Raw genomic sequence first — 15,039 nt, 5'->3', positions numbered from 1 at the left:
GGGAAACCGGGGCCGGGTGCTCAGAGCGGCAGCAGTTCGGGGCGCTTGGCCTCGACGTGGTCGCCCGAGGACTCGCCGCGCAGGCGGCGGCCGACCCACGGGATCAGGTACGTCCGGGCCCACGCCAGGTTCTCGCGGCGCTGCTCGGCCGGGGTGGGCTCGGGGCGGTGCGGCCAGGGCGCCTCCGGGTCCTGCTCGACCGGCAGCCCGAGCGAGCGGGCGGCCAGCAGGGCGACCCGCTGGTGGCCCTCGGGCGAGAGGTGCAGCCGGTCCTCGCTCCAGGCCCGGCGGTCGTGCACCGAGCGCAGCGACCACAGGTCGGCGACCGTGCAGCCGTTGCGGTCGGCGATCGCCCGCATGTGGCCGTTGTACGTGGCGATCTTGCCGCGAAGGTGGCGCAGCACCGGCACGGTGCGGGTGTCGAAGCCGGTGCACACCAGCACCGTCCCGGCGCTCTCACGGAGCTGCAGGACGGCCGACTCGAACCGCTCGGCGACCTCGTCCGGGTCGCTGCCCGGGCGCAGGATGTCGTTGCCGCCCGCGCAGAAGGTCACCAGGTCCGGCGCGATCCGCCGGACCTCTGGCACCTGCTCGGCGGCGATCTGGTCGAGCAGGCGGCCGCGGACGGCGAGGTTGGCGTACCGGAACCCGCCGTCCGGCCGGCGGTCGGCGAGCATCCCGGCGAGCCGGTCGGCCCAGCCGGCGTAACGGCCGTCGGGGCCGGGGTCGTTCAGGCCCTCGGTGAAGCTGTCGCCGAGGGCGACGTAGGAAGTCGGGTCAAAGGTCTCCAGTGGATCAGGCATGGTGCCGATGGTTCACCCTCTGAAGTGACCTACGCCACCGTAGGTGGCCCGTTGCAGAGCGTGATCTCCGCCACCCCCCGCGGCCGGGCGTGCCACCGGGCCGTCGGGGACGCCTCCGGGGGGCCTCAGGCCGCGGCCGCGCAGCCGTCCAGGATCACCCGGCCGACCAGCTCCGGATCGTCGCTCATCGGCACGTGCCCGCAGCCCGGCAGCCGCACCAGGCGGGCGCCGGGGATCTCGTGCAGCGCCCGCAGGCCCTGGCGGCGGACGAGCAGCCGGTCCCGGGTGCCCCAGGCGATGGTCACCGGCACGCCCGGCACGTCCCCGGTGAAGCGGACGCTGCGGCCCGCGGCCAGCGTCGGCGCGAAACCGGTCGCCTCGCGCAGCGCCCTCGTCTCGCCGATCGCGCCCTCGGGCGAACGCCGGCCCGGCCGGGCGTAGATGCTGCTGACCAGCAGGGCGCGGCCCGCGGCAGAGCGCGCCAGCCGTTCGACCGCGGACCGCGGCAGCGTCCGGGCGCCGAGGCGCATCCCGGCCAGCACCGCGAAGGCGTAGCGGCGCTCCGGCTCCGTCCAGAAGCCCGCGGGGGAGAGGGCGGTGACCGAGCGGGCGAGTCCGGCCCGGCCGAGGCCGAGGGCGAGCAGGCCGCCGAGCGAGTTCCCCGCCACGTGCGGGCGCTCGATCCCGAGCGCGGCGCAGAACGCTCCGACGGTCGGGACGGCGGCCTCCAGGCCGTACGGGACGCCGTCCGGGAGCGCCGGCGAGGTGCCGAAGCCCGGCAGGTCGACGGCGACCACCTCGTGCCGGGCGGCGAGTGCGGGCAGCACCGGGCCCCAGGCCTGCCAGTGGTGGCCGATTCCGTGCAGCAGCAGGAGCGGGCTGCCGGAGCCCTCCCGGTGGTAGCGCACCGTCGCCGTGCGCGGGCCGTACGGGGAGGGCAGGGCGAAGGTGACCTCGGCGGACATGCGGACGCTCCTCTGTGGGACGGAATGTCAGCAAGAATTACCGACCGGTAGCAAACCCCGCAAGGGATCCGCCGGATCCGCCGTGCCCGATCCCTCGGAGCCGGGCCCGATCCCTCAGAACAGCGCCGGCTGGGCGTCCGGGGCCGGCGGCCGCCGGTGCGCGCGCACCTCCACCCCCGAGCAGGGCCCCGACGGAGCCGGCGACAGCCCCCAGCCCGTCAGCCGCCGGGCGTCCAGCAGCAGCGGCTCACCGCCGTCCGGCTGCTCCAGGAACAGCTGCCGTCCGATCGGCGCCCGCAGCGTGCCGCCGACCGTGGCGCCGTCCGCCACCGCCACCACCTCGCGGTACACCCGCGGCGGACCGTCCACCAGCCCGAACAGGCCGACCTGGTCCACCACCTCGCCCGCCGGGAACAGCTCCACCGGATGCCCGGCGAGCAACCCGGTCACCGCCGCCCGGAGCTCGGCCACCCGCGCCGCCCGCTCCGCAGGACCGGGCAGGTGCCACCACTGCTCCGCCTTCGCCCGCACCCCGAACCGCTCGCGCGCCAGCCCCGCCCCGGACACCGTCAACTCCGCCCGGCGCACCGCCGGCAGCGGACCGCGGGCCACCACGGTGAACACCGGAGCCCCCTGCTCCTGCAACCGGGCCCGGCCGCGCTGCTCCGCCGTCAGCCCCACCTTGGCCAGGTCGCCGCCGAACCAGGCCAGGTAGAGCAGGTACGTCCGGCCGTCGTCGAGGATCCTGTCCCGCGCGAGCGCCAGCCCGCGGTCGACCGCCTGGCACGGCGGGCAGAGCACCGCGCCGCCGTTCGGATCGATCTCGGCCCGGTGCGGGCACGGCCGCTGCTCCGTCTCGCCGGCCAGCCACGGGCCCGAGCAGTACCGCGGGCCGTGCAGCCGCCAGCTCACGGCCGTGCCCGCGGCGACCACCCGCTCGTGGTGCCGGCCGCCGCGCACCGCACCGAGCACCGGCTGCCCGTCCCGCCAGTGCAGCCCCGTACAGCGCCACCCCGCCTGCCCGTCCACCGCGCACCCTCCTCGTCGCCGCCGCCCCCATCCCACCAGACGCCGCTGACAGGCGGGACGGCCCCGCGTGCCCACGCAGCCACCCCGCTGCGGGGGCCGGTGCGCGGGCGTACGGTCTAAGGCGCGGGGGAGGGCGAGCCGGAGGAGGCGGCGGCATGGCGGAGCAGCGGATTTCCGGGATCGACCCGTCGGCGGTGCCGAGCGGCGAGGGGTGCGCCGAGTGCCTGGCCGGGCAGGACGCCGGCTGGTGGCTGCACCTGCGGCGGTGTGCCGAGTGCGGGCACATCGGGTGCTGCGACTCCTCGCCGTCCCAGCACGCCACCCGGCACGCCCGGGACAGTGGACACCCGTTCATCACCAGCTTCGAGCCGGGTGAGGACTGGTTCTGGAACACCGAGACCGGCGAGTACTACAGCGGGCCGGACCTGGCGCCGCCGCTCTCCCGGCCGGAGGCGCAGGCCTCGCCGGGCCCGTCCGACAAGGTGCCCGCGGACTGGCGGGGCAGGCTGCACTGACGGCCGGTGGACCGGAGCGGGTGCCTCAGTCGCCGAGGGCGAGCCGCAGGCCGAACAGGGCCACCACACCGCCGGTGATCCGGTCGAGGACGCGCTTGGCGGTCGGCCCGGCGAGCCAGCGGCGGACGACCCGGGCGAAGCCCACCAGCACCGCGGACCAGAGCGTGCCGAGCACGATGTGCTCGCAGGTGAGCAGCGTGCCGAAGGCCAGGTGCGGGGCGCCCGGCGGAACGAACTGCGGCAGCAGCGCCATGTAGAAGACGCCGACCTTGGGGTTCAGCAGGTTGGTGAGCGCCCCGCGCCGCCAGCCGGCGCCGAAGGCGTCGCGCTCGCCGGTGTCCGCCGGGTCCGCGGCGCCGGCGGTGTCGCCCGCGGGCTCGCGCCGCCAGGAGTCGCGGATCATGCGGCCGCCCATCCACAGCAGGTAGGCCGCGCCGGCCCAGCGCAGCAGCTCGTACGCGAGGTGGGAGGCGGTGAGCACCGCCGTGGCGCCGGCGGAGGCGAGGACGCCCCAGGCGAGGGTGCCGGTCTGGATGCCGAGGACGACGCCCCAGGCGCGGCGGCGGCGGCCGAGGACGGCGGTGCGCAGGATGAGGGCGGTGTCGAGGCCGGGGGTGAGCGTCAGCAGGCCGACCAGGAGGGCGAAGGACCAGAGGGCGGTGGCGTTGTCCATGCCCGGTGAGCCTATCGGCCGGCCGTTCCCCGGTCGCCGGGGCGGGGCCAGCTGCGGCCCTCCTTGCCCTCGATGCTGCGGTTGAGCCGGGTGAGCAGCCGGGCGAGGGCGGCGACCTCGTCCTGCGGCCAGTCCGCCAGGACGGAGGCCAGGCCGTTGAGCGACCACTCGCGGTCGTGGTGCAGCCGGCGCAGGCCCTCCCCGGTGATGCGCAGTTTGCGGGCGATGCCGCCGGCCGGGTCGGGGATGCGCTCGACGAGGTTCTGACGGAGCATCGCGGCGGTCTGCCGGTTGACCGTGGAGGTGTCCAGGTTGAAGGCCTCGGCGAGTTGACCGATGGTCATCGGCCCCTCGGCCTCGATCCGGCTGAGCAGGGTGTACGCGCTGCGCTCCAGGCGGCCGCCGGGGTCGGCGCGCAGCGAGCCCATCGCCTGGTGGCGCCCGATCAGCATCAGTTCGCGTTCGAGGTCGCCGAGCTCCTCGTGCACAACGTCCTCCTCGTCGCTCCGCCGCCGGTGATCGTCGGGTTCCAGTCAATACTATGTGCATGATGCATATCGTGTGTACGATGCATAGCGCATCCCCGTGACTTGGAGCCCCCTTGAGCACACCCCCCACCGCGCGCAGCGGCGGCGGCGCGATCATCGGCGTCCTCGCCGGCGCCGGCATCGCCGTCTCGCTGATGAACACGCTCGTCGTCCCGCTCATCCCCGACCTGCCGGAACTGCTGGGCACCACACCCGCGAACGCCTCCTGGGCGATCACCGCCACCCTGCTCGCCGGCGCCGTCGCCACCCCCGTGTTCGGCCGGCTCGGCGACATGTACGGCAAGCGCCGCGTCCTGCTCGCCAGCCTCGCCCTGATGGTGATCGGCTCCCTCGTCCCGGCGCTCGCCGGCGGCCTCGTCCCCATGGTCGTCGGCCGCGCCCTGCAGGGCTGCGCCGCCGCCGTCATCCCGCTCGGCATCAGCATCATGCGCGACGAACTGCCGCCGCAGCGGATGGGTTCGGCGATGGCCCTGGTCAGCTCCTCGCTCGGCATCGGCGGCGCACTCGGCCTGCCGCTCGCCGCCGTCGTCGCCCAGCACGCCGACTGGCACGTGCTGTTCTGGGCCTCCGCCGCGATCGGCGCGCTGGTGATCGCCCTGGTCGTGGCCCTCGTGCCGGAGTCCCCGGTGCGTTCCGGCGGCCGCTTCGACCTGGTCGGCGCCGTCGGCCTCTCCGCCGGACTGCTCAGCCTGCTGCTGGCCGTCTCCAAGGGCGGCGACTGGGGCTGGGCGAGCGGCACCACCCTCGGCCTGTTCGGCACCGCCGCCGCGGTGCTGCTGCTGTGGGGCGTGTGGGAACTGCGCACCGGCAGCCCGCTGGTCGACCTGCGCACCACCGCCCGCCGCCAGGTGCTGATGACCAACCTCGCCTCGGTGGTGATCGGCTTCGCGATGTACGCGATGTCGCTGATCGTCCCCCAGCTGCTGCAGCTGCCCGAGGGGACGGGCTACGGCCTCGGCCGCTCGATGGTGGTCGCGGGCCTGTGCATGGCCCCGTCCGGCCTGGTGATGATGGCCGTCTCGCCGTTCTCCGCACGGATCTCGGCGGCCCGCGGCCCCAAGGTCTCGCTGCTGATCGGCTCGCTGGTGATCGCGGCCGGCTACGCGCTCTCGCTCGGGCTGACCCGCCACGTCTGGGGCATGGTGCTCTTCTCCTGCGTGATCGGCGCCGGCGTGGCCTTCGCCTACGCCGCGATGCCCGCGCTGATCATGTCGGCCGTGCCCGCCTCGGAGACCGCCGCCGCCAACGGCCTGAACAGCCTGATGCGGTCGATCGGCACCTCCACCTCCGCCGCGGTGGTCGGCGTGGTGCTCTCGCACATGACGGTGACGACGGGCCCGGTCCAGCTGCCCTCCGAGAGCGGCTTCCGGACGGGCCTGGCGATCGGCCTGGGCACCGCCGTCCTCGCCGCCCTGGTCACCCTCGCCGTGCCCGGCCGGCCCGAGCAGGCCGCGCCGAGCGGGGCGACCGCTCCGGCCGTGGACGCGCAGCAGGACGAGGCCGCCGCTCCCGCCGCGCAGGCCTGAGGACGACCGGCCGCACGGCCGGCGCGCCGCGGGCCGGCACCCCCTGCCGGAGGGGTGCCGGCCCGCGGCGGTGAGGAGCTGCGGGGTGAGGAGGCGTCAGGCCTCCGCGCCCAGCCACAGGTCGGGGCCGAAGACCTCGTAGTGGATGTCGGCCGGGCGGACGCCCGCCGCGATCAGCTGCCCGCGGACGGAGCGCAGGAAGGGCAGCGGGCCGCACAGGTAGGCGGTGGTGCCGGCCGGGACCTCCACGCCGGCCAGGTCCACCAGACCGGTGCGCCCGGCGGGCCACTCGCCGGCCGGCTGCTCGTAGAAGACGTGCGCCTCGGCGTCCGCGAGCTTGGCGGTGAGCTGCTGCAGGTCCGCGCGGAAGGCGTGGGCGAGCTGGTCGCGGTCGCCGTGCACCGAGATCACCCGCCGGGTGCTGCCGGTGGCCGCGAGGTGCGAGAGCATCCCGATCATCGGGGTGCAGCCGATGCCCGCGGAGGCCAACAGCACCGGGCCGTCGCCCTCGGCCAGCGTCACGTCGCCGAACGGCGGGCTCAGCAGCAGGGTCGCGCCGGCTCCGACGTGCGCGTGCAGGTGGTTGGAGACCTCGCCGTCCGGGGTGCCCGCCACCCGCTTGACCGAGAACTGCAGGGCGCCGTCCGGCTGTCCCGAGAGGCTGTACTGGCGGATCTGGTGGGCGCCGTCCGGCAGTTCGACCTGCACCGAGACGTACTGGCCCGGGGTGGTGGCCGGCAGCGGGCCGCCGTCGGCGGGCCGCACCAGGAAGGTCGCCACGTCGTCGGTCTCCAGCAGCCGCGCGACCACGGTGTACGGGCGCCACAGCGCCTCCGGGCCGGTGCCGGCCCCGGTGTACAGGCCCTTCTCCAGTGCGATCAGCGCGTTGGCCATCAGCCAGTACACCTCGTCCCAGGCCGCCGCGACCTCCGGGGTCACCGCCTCGCCGAGCACCTCGACGATCGCCGCGAACAGGTGCTCGTGGACGACCGGGTACTGCTCCGGCGCGACGCCCAGCGAGGCGTGCTTGTGGGCGATCCGGGCGAGCATCGCGTCCGGCCGCTGCTCGGGGTGGGCGACCAGGGCGGTGGCGAACGCCGCGATCGAGCCGGCCAGTGCCTGCCGCTGGGTGCCGTTGGCCTGGTTGCCGCGGTTGAACAGGTCGCGCAGCAGCTCCGGGTGGGCCTCGAACAACCGCTCGTAGAAGCGTGCGGTGATGTCGCCGACGGCGGCGCCGACGACCGGCAGGGTGGCTTCGACGACCGGGGCGTTCTGCGGGGACAGCATGGACGGCTCCTTAATCGGTATTTGATCTTCGTATTTTGCGGGACGGGAACGGGCGGGCCGTTCCCGGTGGGACGGATCAGTCCGGCGGACGGACGGAGAGGCTCAGCAGGACCGGGCCGGTCGGGGAAGCGACCAGGTCCTCGACCGAGAGCGGGTCGAGCACCGCGAAGAATGCCTCCTGGGCCTGGCGGAGCACCCCGCGCAGCCGGCACGACGACCGGAGCGGACACGGTGGGTCGTCCTCGCACCCCACCACGTCGCCGATCCCCTCCAGTTCGCGCAGCAGGGCGCCGAGCGAACCGGTGCGGCCGGCCGGGGTGAGCGCCAGGCCGCCGCTGCGGCCCCGGCGCGCCTCGACCACGCCGAGGTGCTGAAGCCTGCTCACCACCTTGGCCGCGTGGGTGTAGGGAACCTCCATCGCCGCCGCGACCTCACGGGTGGTCGGGTTGGACGCCTCGTCCAGCACGGCCAGCCGCATGGCGATGCGGAGTGCGATGTCGGTGCCCTTCGTCAGCCTCACATCCGGAAGACTATCTAATGCGAATCTCGGATTCGTCTTTGGGGTCCCCGCTGCCGCGTTCCCGCAGGTCGGGCGGCCTGTAGCTCCGCCAGCAGCTCGGCGCCCGCCCACACCCGTGCTCCGCCCGGCCCGGCCTGCTCCGCCTCCCGGACGAGCTCGATCAGCCGGGCGTTGGCCGGCGCCGCCAGACCGTGCCGTCCGGCCATCGCCACCACCTCGCCCTGCAGGCTGTCGATCTCCGTCCGGCGGCCCCGCTGCAGGTCCTCCCAGGTGGACGACCGGGCCTCGGCGTCCACCTTCAGCGTCGCCGCCGCCAGCCGCCGGAACACGCCGTCGGGCAGGGCGAGCAGCCGGGGCATCAGCGCGGTCGGCAGGGCGCCCAGCCGGGCCGGGTGCACGCCCTCCGCCCGCATCGCCGCCAGCGCCTCCCGCTGACACAGCGCCAGGCAGCGGCGGAACGCCCGCTGCCCGAGCTCCTCGCGCAGCGGCACGCCGGCGAGGGCGTTCACGGCGTTGTTCAGGTTCATCAGCAGCTTGCCGTGCTGCACCTCGCGCATGTCGGCGCGGCGCTCCACCGTCAGACCGGCCGCCGCGGCCGCCCCGGCGAGCGGGGCACCGGCCGGCTGGTCGTCGATCATCAGTGCCCCGCCCGAGCCCTGGTGGAAGGTGCCCGGCGCGGTCTGCAGCACGTTGTACGGGACCATGCCGGCCACCACCGGGTGGTCCGCGCCGACGGCCGACCTGATCAGCGCCGGATTGTGCAGGCCGTTCTGGAAGCTGACCAGGGCGGCGCCCGGAGCGAGCACCCCCGCGACGGAGGCGGCGGCCTCCGCGGTCGCGGCCGACTTCACCGTCACCAGCACGAGGTCGGCGCCCTCGGCGCCGGAGGGGTCGGTGGCCGTGCGGAGGCCCCCGGCGGGCACCCGGACGGTGGGGCGGCCACCGCCGGTCAGGGTGAGGCCGTGCTCGCGCACCACCGCCATCCCGGCCGGCCGGCCGATCAGGGTGACGTCGGCGACCTCGGCGAGCAGACCGCCCAGGTGGCAGCCGATACTGCCGGCGCCGAGCACGGCGATCCGCAGCCGCCCGGACGGCGGGGTGGGCGGGGTGGGCGTCACGGCAGTCATCCTCCGGCGGGGGAACGGACGGTGTGCCGAGCACCCTAGGCGCTGGCCGCGCCCACGGGGAACCCGCGGGGTGCGGGGCATCCCCTCGCAAGGGGATGCCTCCAGGGGCGCGTGGGGATACCCCCAGGGGCGCGTGGGAACTGCGCAATTGGGATGGGGCTGCCGTGCGGATCTGCGGCTGGCCCGGATTCTGTGGGCTGCCCACCCCCGGACTGCGCAGTTCTCCCCCCAGCCTTCGGCCGGGAGGTGCCCCCACGCGCCCCTGGGGTATCCGGGGTGCCCGGTGATGCGCCCGTCGGGCTCGGTCAGGGGAGCGGGCCGAGGAGGGCGGTGGCGGTGGCGGTGATGCGGTCGCGGGTCTCGGTGCCGTCGAGGTATCCGGCGACCATGGCGCCGTCGCGGAGGAGGAGCAGCGCCGCGGCCCCGCCCACCGGGTCGGGGTGGCCGCAGGCGGCGAGCAGGTCCGCGAGCGCGCCGCGGAACCAGCGGCGGTGGGCGGTGACGAGCTGCCGGACGGGGTGGTCGGCATCGGGGTACTCGGCGGCGGCGTTGATGAACGGGCAGCCGCGGAAGCCGGGCCCGCAGACCTCGTCGGCGAGGGCCGCCACCAGGACGGCGAGGGTGGTGCGCGGGTCGGGCGAGGCCGCCGCGGCCGCCGCGAGCCGTTCCCGGACGGCCCGGTCGCGTCGGCCGAGGTAGGCGAGGACGAGTTCGTCCTTGCCGGGGAAGTGCCGGTAGAAGGTGGCCTTGGTGATGCCGGCCTCGGCGATCAGCCGGTCGACGCCCACGGCCTGGACGCCCTCCGCGTAGAACAGTTCGGCGGCCGTGTCGAGCAGCCTCTCCCGGGCCTCGGACCTGCGGGAGGCCGCTGTGGCGGGGGCTGTTCGGGCGTTCATGCGGCCCAACCCTACAGGCGTGCGGAGGCACCCCGGGGTGGTGGCCGTTCGGCCGGTGCCCGGGTGTGAGGGGGCGTCACCCGCGGTGCCGCGCCGTGCCGTACCGGGCTGTGCTCTTGCGCCGGAGGGCTACCCGCGAGTTAACTACCACTGCTAGTTAAATCCGGAGCGGACTCCGAGGAGCATCGGGTGGAGCACTACGCGGACCAGTACATCGGCGGCGGCTGGCGGCCCGCCGCCGGGCCGGACACCATCGTGGTGCTCAACCCGGCGACCGAGCAGCCCATCGCCGCCGTCCCGGCCGGCATCGCCGCCGAGGTCGCCGCCGCGCTGGCCGCCGCCCGCGCCGCCGCCCCCGGCTGGGCGGCGAGCAGCCGCGAGGAGCGGCTCGCCGCCCTGACCCGGCTGCGCGACGGCCTGGCCGCCCACCGCGCGGAGATCGCCGCCACCGTCACCGCCGAACTCGGCACCCCCGCGGGCTTCGCCGACGCCGTCCAGGCCGGCACCCCGATCGCGGTGGCCTCGGCCTACCTCGACGTCCTCGCCGACTACGCCTTCCACGAGAAGGTCGGCAACTCCACGGTGTACGCGGAGCCCGCCGGGGTGGTCGCCGCGATCACGCCGTGGAACTACCCGCTGCACCTGATCGTCGCCAAGGTCGTCCCGGCCCTCGCGGCGGGCTGCACGGTGGTGCTCAAGCCGTCCGAGGAGACCCCGCTGATCGCCCGGCTGTTCGCCCGGATCGTCGACGGCGCGGGCCTGCCGCCGGGCGTCTTCAACCTGGTGACCGGCCTCGGTACGGTGGTCGGCGCCGCGCTCGCCGCCCACCCCGGCGTGGACGTCGTCTCCTTCACCGGCTCCACCGCGGTCGGCCGCGCCATCGGCGAGAGCGCCGGACGCGGCATCAAGAAGGTCTCCCTGGAACTCGGCGGCAAGTCCGCGAGCGTCGTCCTGCCCGGCGCGGACCTGGCCCGCGCCGTCAACGTCAACCTGGCCAACGTCTTCGCCAACTCCGGCCAGACCTGCACCGCCTGGACGCGGCTGCTCGTCCACCGCGACCAGTACGAGGAGGCCCTGGCGATCGCCGCCGCCTCCGCCGCGAAGTACGCGCCCGGCGACCCGGCCGACCCGGCCACCCAGGTCGGACCGCTGGTCAGCGCCCGGCAGCGCGAGCGCGTCCGGGAGTACATCGACGGCGCGCTCGCCGACGGCGCCCGGCTGGTTGCCGGCGGCCCCGGGGCCCCCGAGGGCCTGGACCGCGGCTACTACGTCCGCCCGACCGTCCTCGCCGACCTCCCCCCGGACGCCCGCGCGGTGCAGGAGGAGATCTTTGGCCCGGTGCTGGTGGTGCTGCCGTACGACGACGAGGAGCACGCCCTCGCGCTCGCCAACGGCACCGAGTACGGCCTCGCCGGCGCCGTCTGGGCGGGCGACGAGGAGACCGCCGCCGCGTTCGCCCGCCGCATGGAGACCGGCCAGGTCGACATCAACGGCGGCCGCTTCAACCCGCTCGCCCCCTTCGGCGGCTGGAAGAACTCCGGCGTGGGCCGCGAACTCGGCCGGCACGGCCTGGAGGAGTTCCTGCAGACCAAGTCCCTGCAGTTCTGAGTCCCTGCAGTTCTGACCGCCGCCCGCCCCGCCCGCCGACCCGTCCCCGTCGGGCGACCCCGTCCGCCGATCAGTCCCCGTCCGAACACACCGAGAAGACCACCGAGGTGACCGCCATGGTCCGCGCCGCCGTCCTGCGCTCCGCCGGGGCCCCGCTCGAGATCACCGACATCGACCTGCCGGACCCGGGACCGGGCCAGGTCCGCGTCCGCCTCGCCGCCGCCGGCGTCTGCCACTCCGACCTGTCGATCGGCCGCGGCATGCTCCGCGCCACCCTCCCCCTGGTCCTCGGCCACGAGGGGGCGGGCACCGTCGTCTCGGTCGGCGAGGACGTCACCGGGGTGGCGCCCGGCGACCCGGTCGTCCTCAACTGGGCCCCCGCCTGCCGCGCCTGCCCGGCCTGCGCGATCGGCGAGCCCTGGCTGTGCGACAACTCCGGCGCCGCGTCCACCGGCCACTACGCCGCCCTCCCGGACGGCACCCCGCTCCACCCCGGCCTCGGCGTCGGCGCCTTCGCCGAGGAGACGGTCGTCGACCGGCGCGCCGTCCTGCCGCTGCCCGCCGACGTGCCGCTGGCCTCCGCCGCCCTGCTCGGCTGCGCCGTCCTCACCGGCTACGGGGCCGTGCACAGCGCGGCCCGGGTGCGGGTGGGGGAGTCGGTGGTGGTGTACGGGCTGGGCGGGATCGGCCTGGCGGTGCTGCAGGCCGCCCGTCTCGCCGGGGCCTCGCCGGTGGTCGCCGTCGACGTCACCCCGGAGAAGGAGGAACTGGCCCGCCGGCACGGCGCCACCGAGTTCCTGCTCGCCGGCGACTCCACCCCGAAGGCCGTCCGGGAGCTCACCGGCGGCCGCGGCGCCGACCACGCCTTCGAGTGCGTCGGCCGCGGCGCGGCGATCCGCTCGGCCTGGTCCGCGACCCGCCGCGGCGGGCGGACGACCGTGGTCGGCATCGGCGGCAAGGAGGACACGGTCTCGTTCTCCGCCCTGGAGCTCTTCCACTACGCCCGCACCCTGACCGCCTGCGTGTACGGCAACTGCGACCCGGACGAGACGGTGCCGGTGCTCGCCGAGCACGTGCGCAGCGGCCGGCTCGACCTGGACGCACTGATCACCGACCGGATCTCCCTGGAGGACATCCCGGCCGCCTTCGAACGGATGGCGGCGGGCCGCGGCGGCCGCTCCCTGGTGCTCTTCGACCACTGACACCGCCCGTACGACGCGGAAGGTCCCGCACCCCGACGGGGTACGGGACCTTCTCGGTCGCCAGGCCTCAGGCGGCGGGCTTCTCGGCCGTCGCGGGGGCCGGGGCCGGCTTGGGGGCCGGGGTGCCGGACTTCCGCAGGAAGAGGAAGAGGGTGGGCACCAGGTAGGCGGCCCAGACCGAGACCTGCAGCACCGTCGGGTCCGGCTGGAAGTTGAACACGCCCTTCAGCAGGGTGCCGTACCAGCTGTCCTTCGGCACGGTGCTGGAGATGTCGAAGGCCTGGCTGGTCAGGCCCGGGATCCAGCCGGCCTCCTGCAGGTCGTGCACGCCGTAGGCGAGCACGCCGGCCGCGACGACGACCAGCATCGCGCCCGTCCAGGTGAAGAACTTGGCGAGGTTGATCTTCAGCGCGCCGCGGTAGAACATCCAGCCCAGCACCACCGAGGTGAGCAGGCCGAGGACCGCGCCGACCAGCGGCCGCACGCCGTCGCTGGTCGCCTGGACGGCCGTCCAGATGAACAGCGCCGTCTCCAGGCCCTCCCGGCCGACGGCGAGGAAGGCCGTCACCACCAGGGCGAAGGTGCCCATCGCCAGCGCGGCGTCCAGCTTGCCGTGCAGTTCGGTCTTCAGGTGGCGGGCGGTGCGGCGCATCCAGAAGACCATCCAGGTGACCAGGCCGACCGCGACGATCGACAGCGAGCCGCCGAGCGCCTCCTGTGCCTCGAAGCTGAGCTGCGTCGAGCCGTACTGCAGCACCGCGCCGAAGGCCATGCTCAGCACGACCGCCGCGGCGATGCCCGCCCAGACGGGCGCGAGGCGGTCCCGGCGGCCGGTCTTGACCAGATAGGCGATCAGGATGCAGACCACGAGGCTGGCTTCGAGGCCTTCCCGCAGACCGATCAGGTAGTTGCCGAACACAGGGGGACTCCCGGGGGTGGAGGTGGTACGGGGCAGGGGGTCAGCCGAACAGGGCCTGGCCCCACCATTCGCCGGGCTTGCGGACGCCAGGCGGGCACGCGAAGTGGCCGGAGCCGACGTGCGTGATGTATTCGTTCAGCGCGTCGTTGCCGGCGAGCTTGGACTGCAGCGGCACGAAGGCCTTGCGGGTGTCGCGCTGGTAGGCGAGGAAGAACAGGCCGGCGTCCAGGCGGCCGAGGCCGTCGGTGCCGTCCGTGAAGGAGAAGCCGCGGCGCAGGATCATCAGCCCGTTGTTGCTGTCCGGGTGCGCGAGACGGACGTGCGCGTCCTGCTTCATCGCGGACAGGTCCGGGGTGTCCCGCTCCTTCTGCTTGCCGACCGGGGCGCCCTCCAGCTTGCTGCGGCCGAAGATGTCCTCCTGCTCCTTGAGCGGGGTGCGGTCCCAGGTCTCGATGGTCATCCGGATCCGCCGGGCGACGAGGTAGGAGCCGCCGGTCATCCAGTCCTGGCCGTCGCCGGGGGCGACCCACACGTGGTCGGCCAGCGACTTGGTGTTGGTCCCGGCGATGTTGTGGGTGCCGTCCTTGAAGCCCATGAGGTTGCGCGGGGTCTGCGCCTCGGGGGTGGTCGAGGAGGTCTTGCCGAAGCCGAGCTGCGACCAGCGGACGTTGACCACGCCCATGCCGATCCGGGCCAGGTTGCGGATCGCGTGCACGGCGACCTGCGGGTCGTCGGCGCAGGCCTGGACGCAGATGTCGCCGCCGGTGCGGTTCTCCTCCAGCCGGTCGCCGGGGAACTTCGGCAGGTCGACGAGGGCCTCGGGCCGCTTGGCCTTGATGCCGAAGCGGTCGGTGCCGTCCTTCTCGAACAGCGTCGGGCCGAAGCCGACGGTCAGGGTCAGCCGCGACGCGGGCAGGCCGAGCGCCTCGCCGGTGTCGTCCGGCGGGGCCTCCGGGAGGCCGCCGGTCGCGCCGGCGCCGACCTCGCGGGCGGCGGTCATCGCGGCGGCCGCCTTCGTCCACTCCTTCAGCATCTTCACCAGGGCCTCGCGGTCCTTGGTGATGACGTCGAACGCGGCGAAGTGCAGCCGGTCCTGGACGGGAGTGGCGATGCCGGCCTGGTGGTCGCCGTAGAACGGGATGTCGACGGTGGAGTCGATGCCGGGGGCGGCGGCGGGCGCGGCCTCGTGCATGGTCGCGGCGGCCACCGAGCCGGCGGCGGCCGCACCCAGGGCGAGGCCGGCACCGGCCCAGCCGATGACGGCGCGGCGGGTGGGGGCGGCCTGGTCGGTGGCGGTGTCCGGCGCGGTGGTCTCGGCGGTCTCGGCGTCCACGGTGCTTCCTTCGGTCCTGTCTCTGCGGATGGCGCGGCGGCCCGGTCGGGGCGCCGCGGCGGGGGGGGGGGGGGGGCGGGCCCGGGTC

The 15,039-nt window shown here is 75.1% G+C and carries 15 protein-coding genes; 4 read left to right on the top strand and 11 right to left on the bottom strand.

Annotated elements, in window-relative coordinates; genetic code table 11:
• Window positions 1-20: 20 nt before the first annotated feature.
• The 3 genes from ABD353_RS16160 to ABD353_RS16150 form a co-directional block, all read right to left on the bottom strand.
• On the bottom strand, window positions 21-803 hold the full coding sequence (locus tag ABD353_RS16160; protein WP_344624287.1) for an SGNH/GDSL hydrolase family protein: 783 nt from the start codon (window positions 801-803) through the stop codon (window positions 21-23).
• 125 nt (window positions 804-928) lie between these two features.
• A complete protein-coding gene (locus ABD353_RS16155) occupies window positions 929-1,768 on the bottom strand; it encodes an alpha/beta fold hydrolase (protein WP_344624286.1) in 840 nt (279 codons plus the stop codon).
• 114 nt (window positions 1,769-1,882) lie between these two features.
• Entirely contained in the window at window positions 1,883-2,797 is a 915-nt protein-coding gene (locus ABD353_RS16150; protein ID WP_344624285.1) for a DUF2797 domain-containing protein, read from the bottom strand.
• A gap of 155 nt (window positions 2,798-2,952) precedes the next feature.
• On the opposite strand from ABD353_RS16150, the gene ABD353_RS16145 reads away from it, so the two are divergent.
• A complete protein-coding gene (locus tag ABD353_RS16145; RefSeq protein WP_344624284.1) occupies window positions 2,953-3,312 on the top strand; it encodes a UBP-type zinc finger domain-containing protein in 360 nt (119 codons plus the stop codon).
• Window positions 3,313-3,337: 25 nt separating this feature from the next.
• On the opposite strand, the gene ABD353_RS16140 is transcribed toward ABD353_RS16145, so the two are convergent.
• Both ABD353_RS16140 and ABD353_RS16135 read right to left on the bottom strand, forming a co-directional pair.
• Complete coding sequence (locus tag ABD353_RS16140) at window positions 3,338-3,985, bottom strand: LysE family translocator (RefSeq protein WP_344624283.1); 648 nt, start codon at window positions 3,983-3,985, stop codon at window positions 3,338-3,340.
• Between the two features lie 11 nt (window positions 3,986-3,996).
• On the bottom strand, window positions 3,997-4,437 hold the full coding sequence (locus ABD353_RS16135) for a MarR family winged helix-turn-helix transcriptional regulator (protein ID WP_344624333.1): 441 nt from the start codon (window positions 4,435-4,437) through the stop codon (window positions 3,997-3,999).
• Between the two features lie 149 nt (window positions 4,438-4,586).
• Here ABD353_RS16135 and ABD353_RS16130 point away from each other — a divergent pair, with 149 nt between their 5' ends.
• On the top strand, window positions 4,587-6,059 hold the full coding sequence (locus ABD353_RS16130; RefSeq protein WP_344624282.1) for an MFS transporter: 1,473 nt from the start codon (window positions 4,587-4,589) through the stop codon (window positions 6,057-6,059).
• Between the two features lie 96 nt (window positions 6,060-6,155).
• On the opposite strand, the gene ABD353_RS16125 is transcribed toward ABD353_RS16130, so the two are convergent.
• The 4 genes from ABD353_RS16125 to ABD353_RS16110 form a co-directional block, all read right to left on the bottom strand.
• Window positions 6,156-7,346 (bottom strand): globin domain-containing protein, encoded by a 1,191-nt coding sequence (locus ABD353_RS16125; protein ID WP_344624281.1) that lies wholly within the window; start codon window positions 7,344-7,346, stop codon window positions 6,156-6,158.
• 76 nt (window positions 7,347-7,422) lie between these two features.
• Window positions 7,423-7,866: an RrF2 family transcriptional regulator gene (locus ABD353_RS16120; protein WP_344624280.1), complete on the bottom strand. Its 444-nt coding sequence runs from the start codon at window positions 7,864-7,866 to the stop codon at window positions 7,423-7,425.
• Window positions 7,867-7,880: 14 nt separating this feature from the next.
• Window positions 7,881-8,984, bottom strand: coding sequence for a 2-dehydropantoate 2-reductase (locus ABD353_RS16115; protein WP_344624279.1), 1,104 nt, complete (start codon window positions 8,982-8,984; stop codon window positions 7,881-7,883).
• A 314-nt stretch (window positions 8,985-9,298) separates the two neighbouring features.
• Window positions 9,299-9,889, bottom strand: coding sequence for a TetR/AcrR family transcriptional regulator (locus tag ABD353_RS16110; RefSeq protein ID WP_344624278.1), 591 nt, complete (start codon window positions 9,887-9,889; stop codon window positions 9,299-9,301).
• Between the two features lie 189 nt (window positions 9,890-10,078).
• On the opposite strand from ABD353_RS16110, the gene ABD353_RS16105 reads away from it, so the two are divergent.
• Together ABD353_RS16105 and ABD353_RS16100 are read left to right on the top strand one after the other, a co-directional pair.
• Window positions 10,079-11,497: an aldehyde dehydrogenase family protein gene (locus ABD353_RS16105; RefSeq protein WP_344624277.1), complete on the top strand. Its 1,419-nt coding sequence runs from the start codon at window positions 10,079-10,081 to the stop codon at window positions 11,495-11,497.
• A gap of 116 nt (window positions 11,498-11,613) precedes the next feature.
• Window positions 11,614-12,699, top strand: a complete 1,086-nt coding sequence (locus tag ABD353_RS16100) for a Zn-dependent alcohol dehydrogenase (RefSeq protein WP_344624332.1) — start codon at window positions 11,614-11,616, stop codon at window positions 12,697-12,699.
• A 67-nt stretch (window positions 12,700-12,766) separates the two neighbouring features.
• On the opposite strand, the gene efeU is transcribed toward ABD353_RS16100, so the two are convergent.
• A complete protein-coding gene (efeU, locus tag ABD353_RS16095; RefSeq protein ID WP_344624276.1) occupies window positions 12,767-13,618 on the bottom strand; it encodes an iron uptake transporter permease EfeU in 852 nt (283 codons plus the stop codon).
• A 40-nt stretch (window positions 13,619-13,658) separates the two neighbouring features.
• Window positions 13,659-14,951 (bottom strand): iron uptake transporter deferrochelatase/peroxidase subunit, encoded by a 1,293-nt coding sequence (efeB, locus tag ABD353_RS16090; protein WP_344624275.1) that lies wholly within the window; start codon window positions 14,949-14,951, stop codon window positions 13,659-13,661.
• Window positions 14,952-15,039: the final 88 nt, after the last annotated feature.

This window comes from Kitasatospora arboriphila (genome assembly GCF_039528095.1).
Taxonomy (GTDB): Bacteria; Actinomycetota; Actinomycetes; order Streptomycetales; family Streptomycetaceae; genus Kitasatospora; species Kitasatospora arboriphila.
The sequence above is the reverse complement of the archived record's forward strand: the minus strand, read 5'-3'. Positions and strand labels throughout refer to the sequence as shown.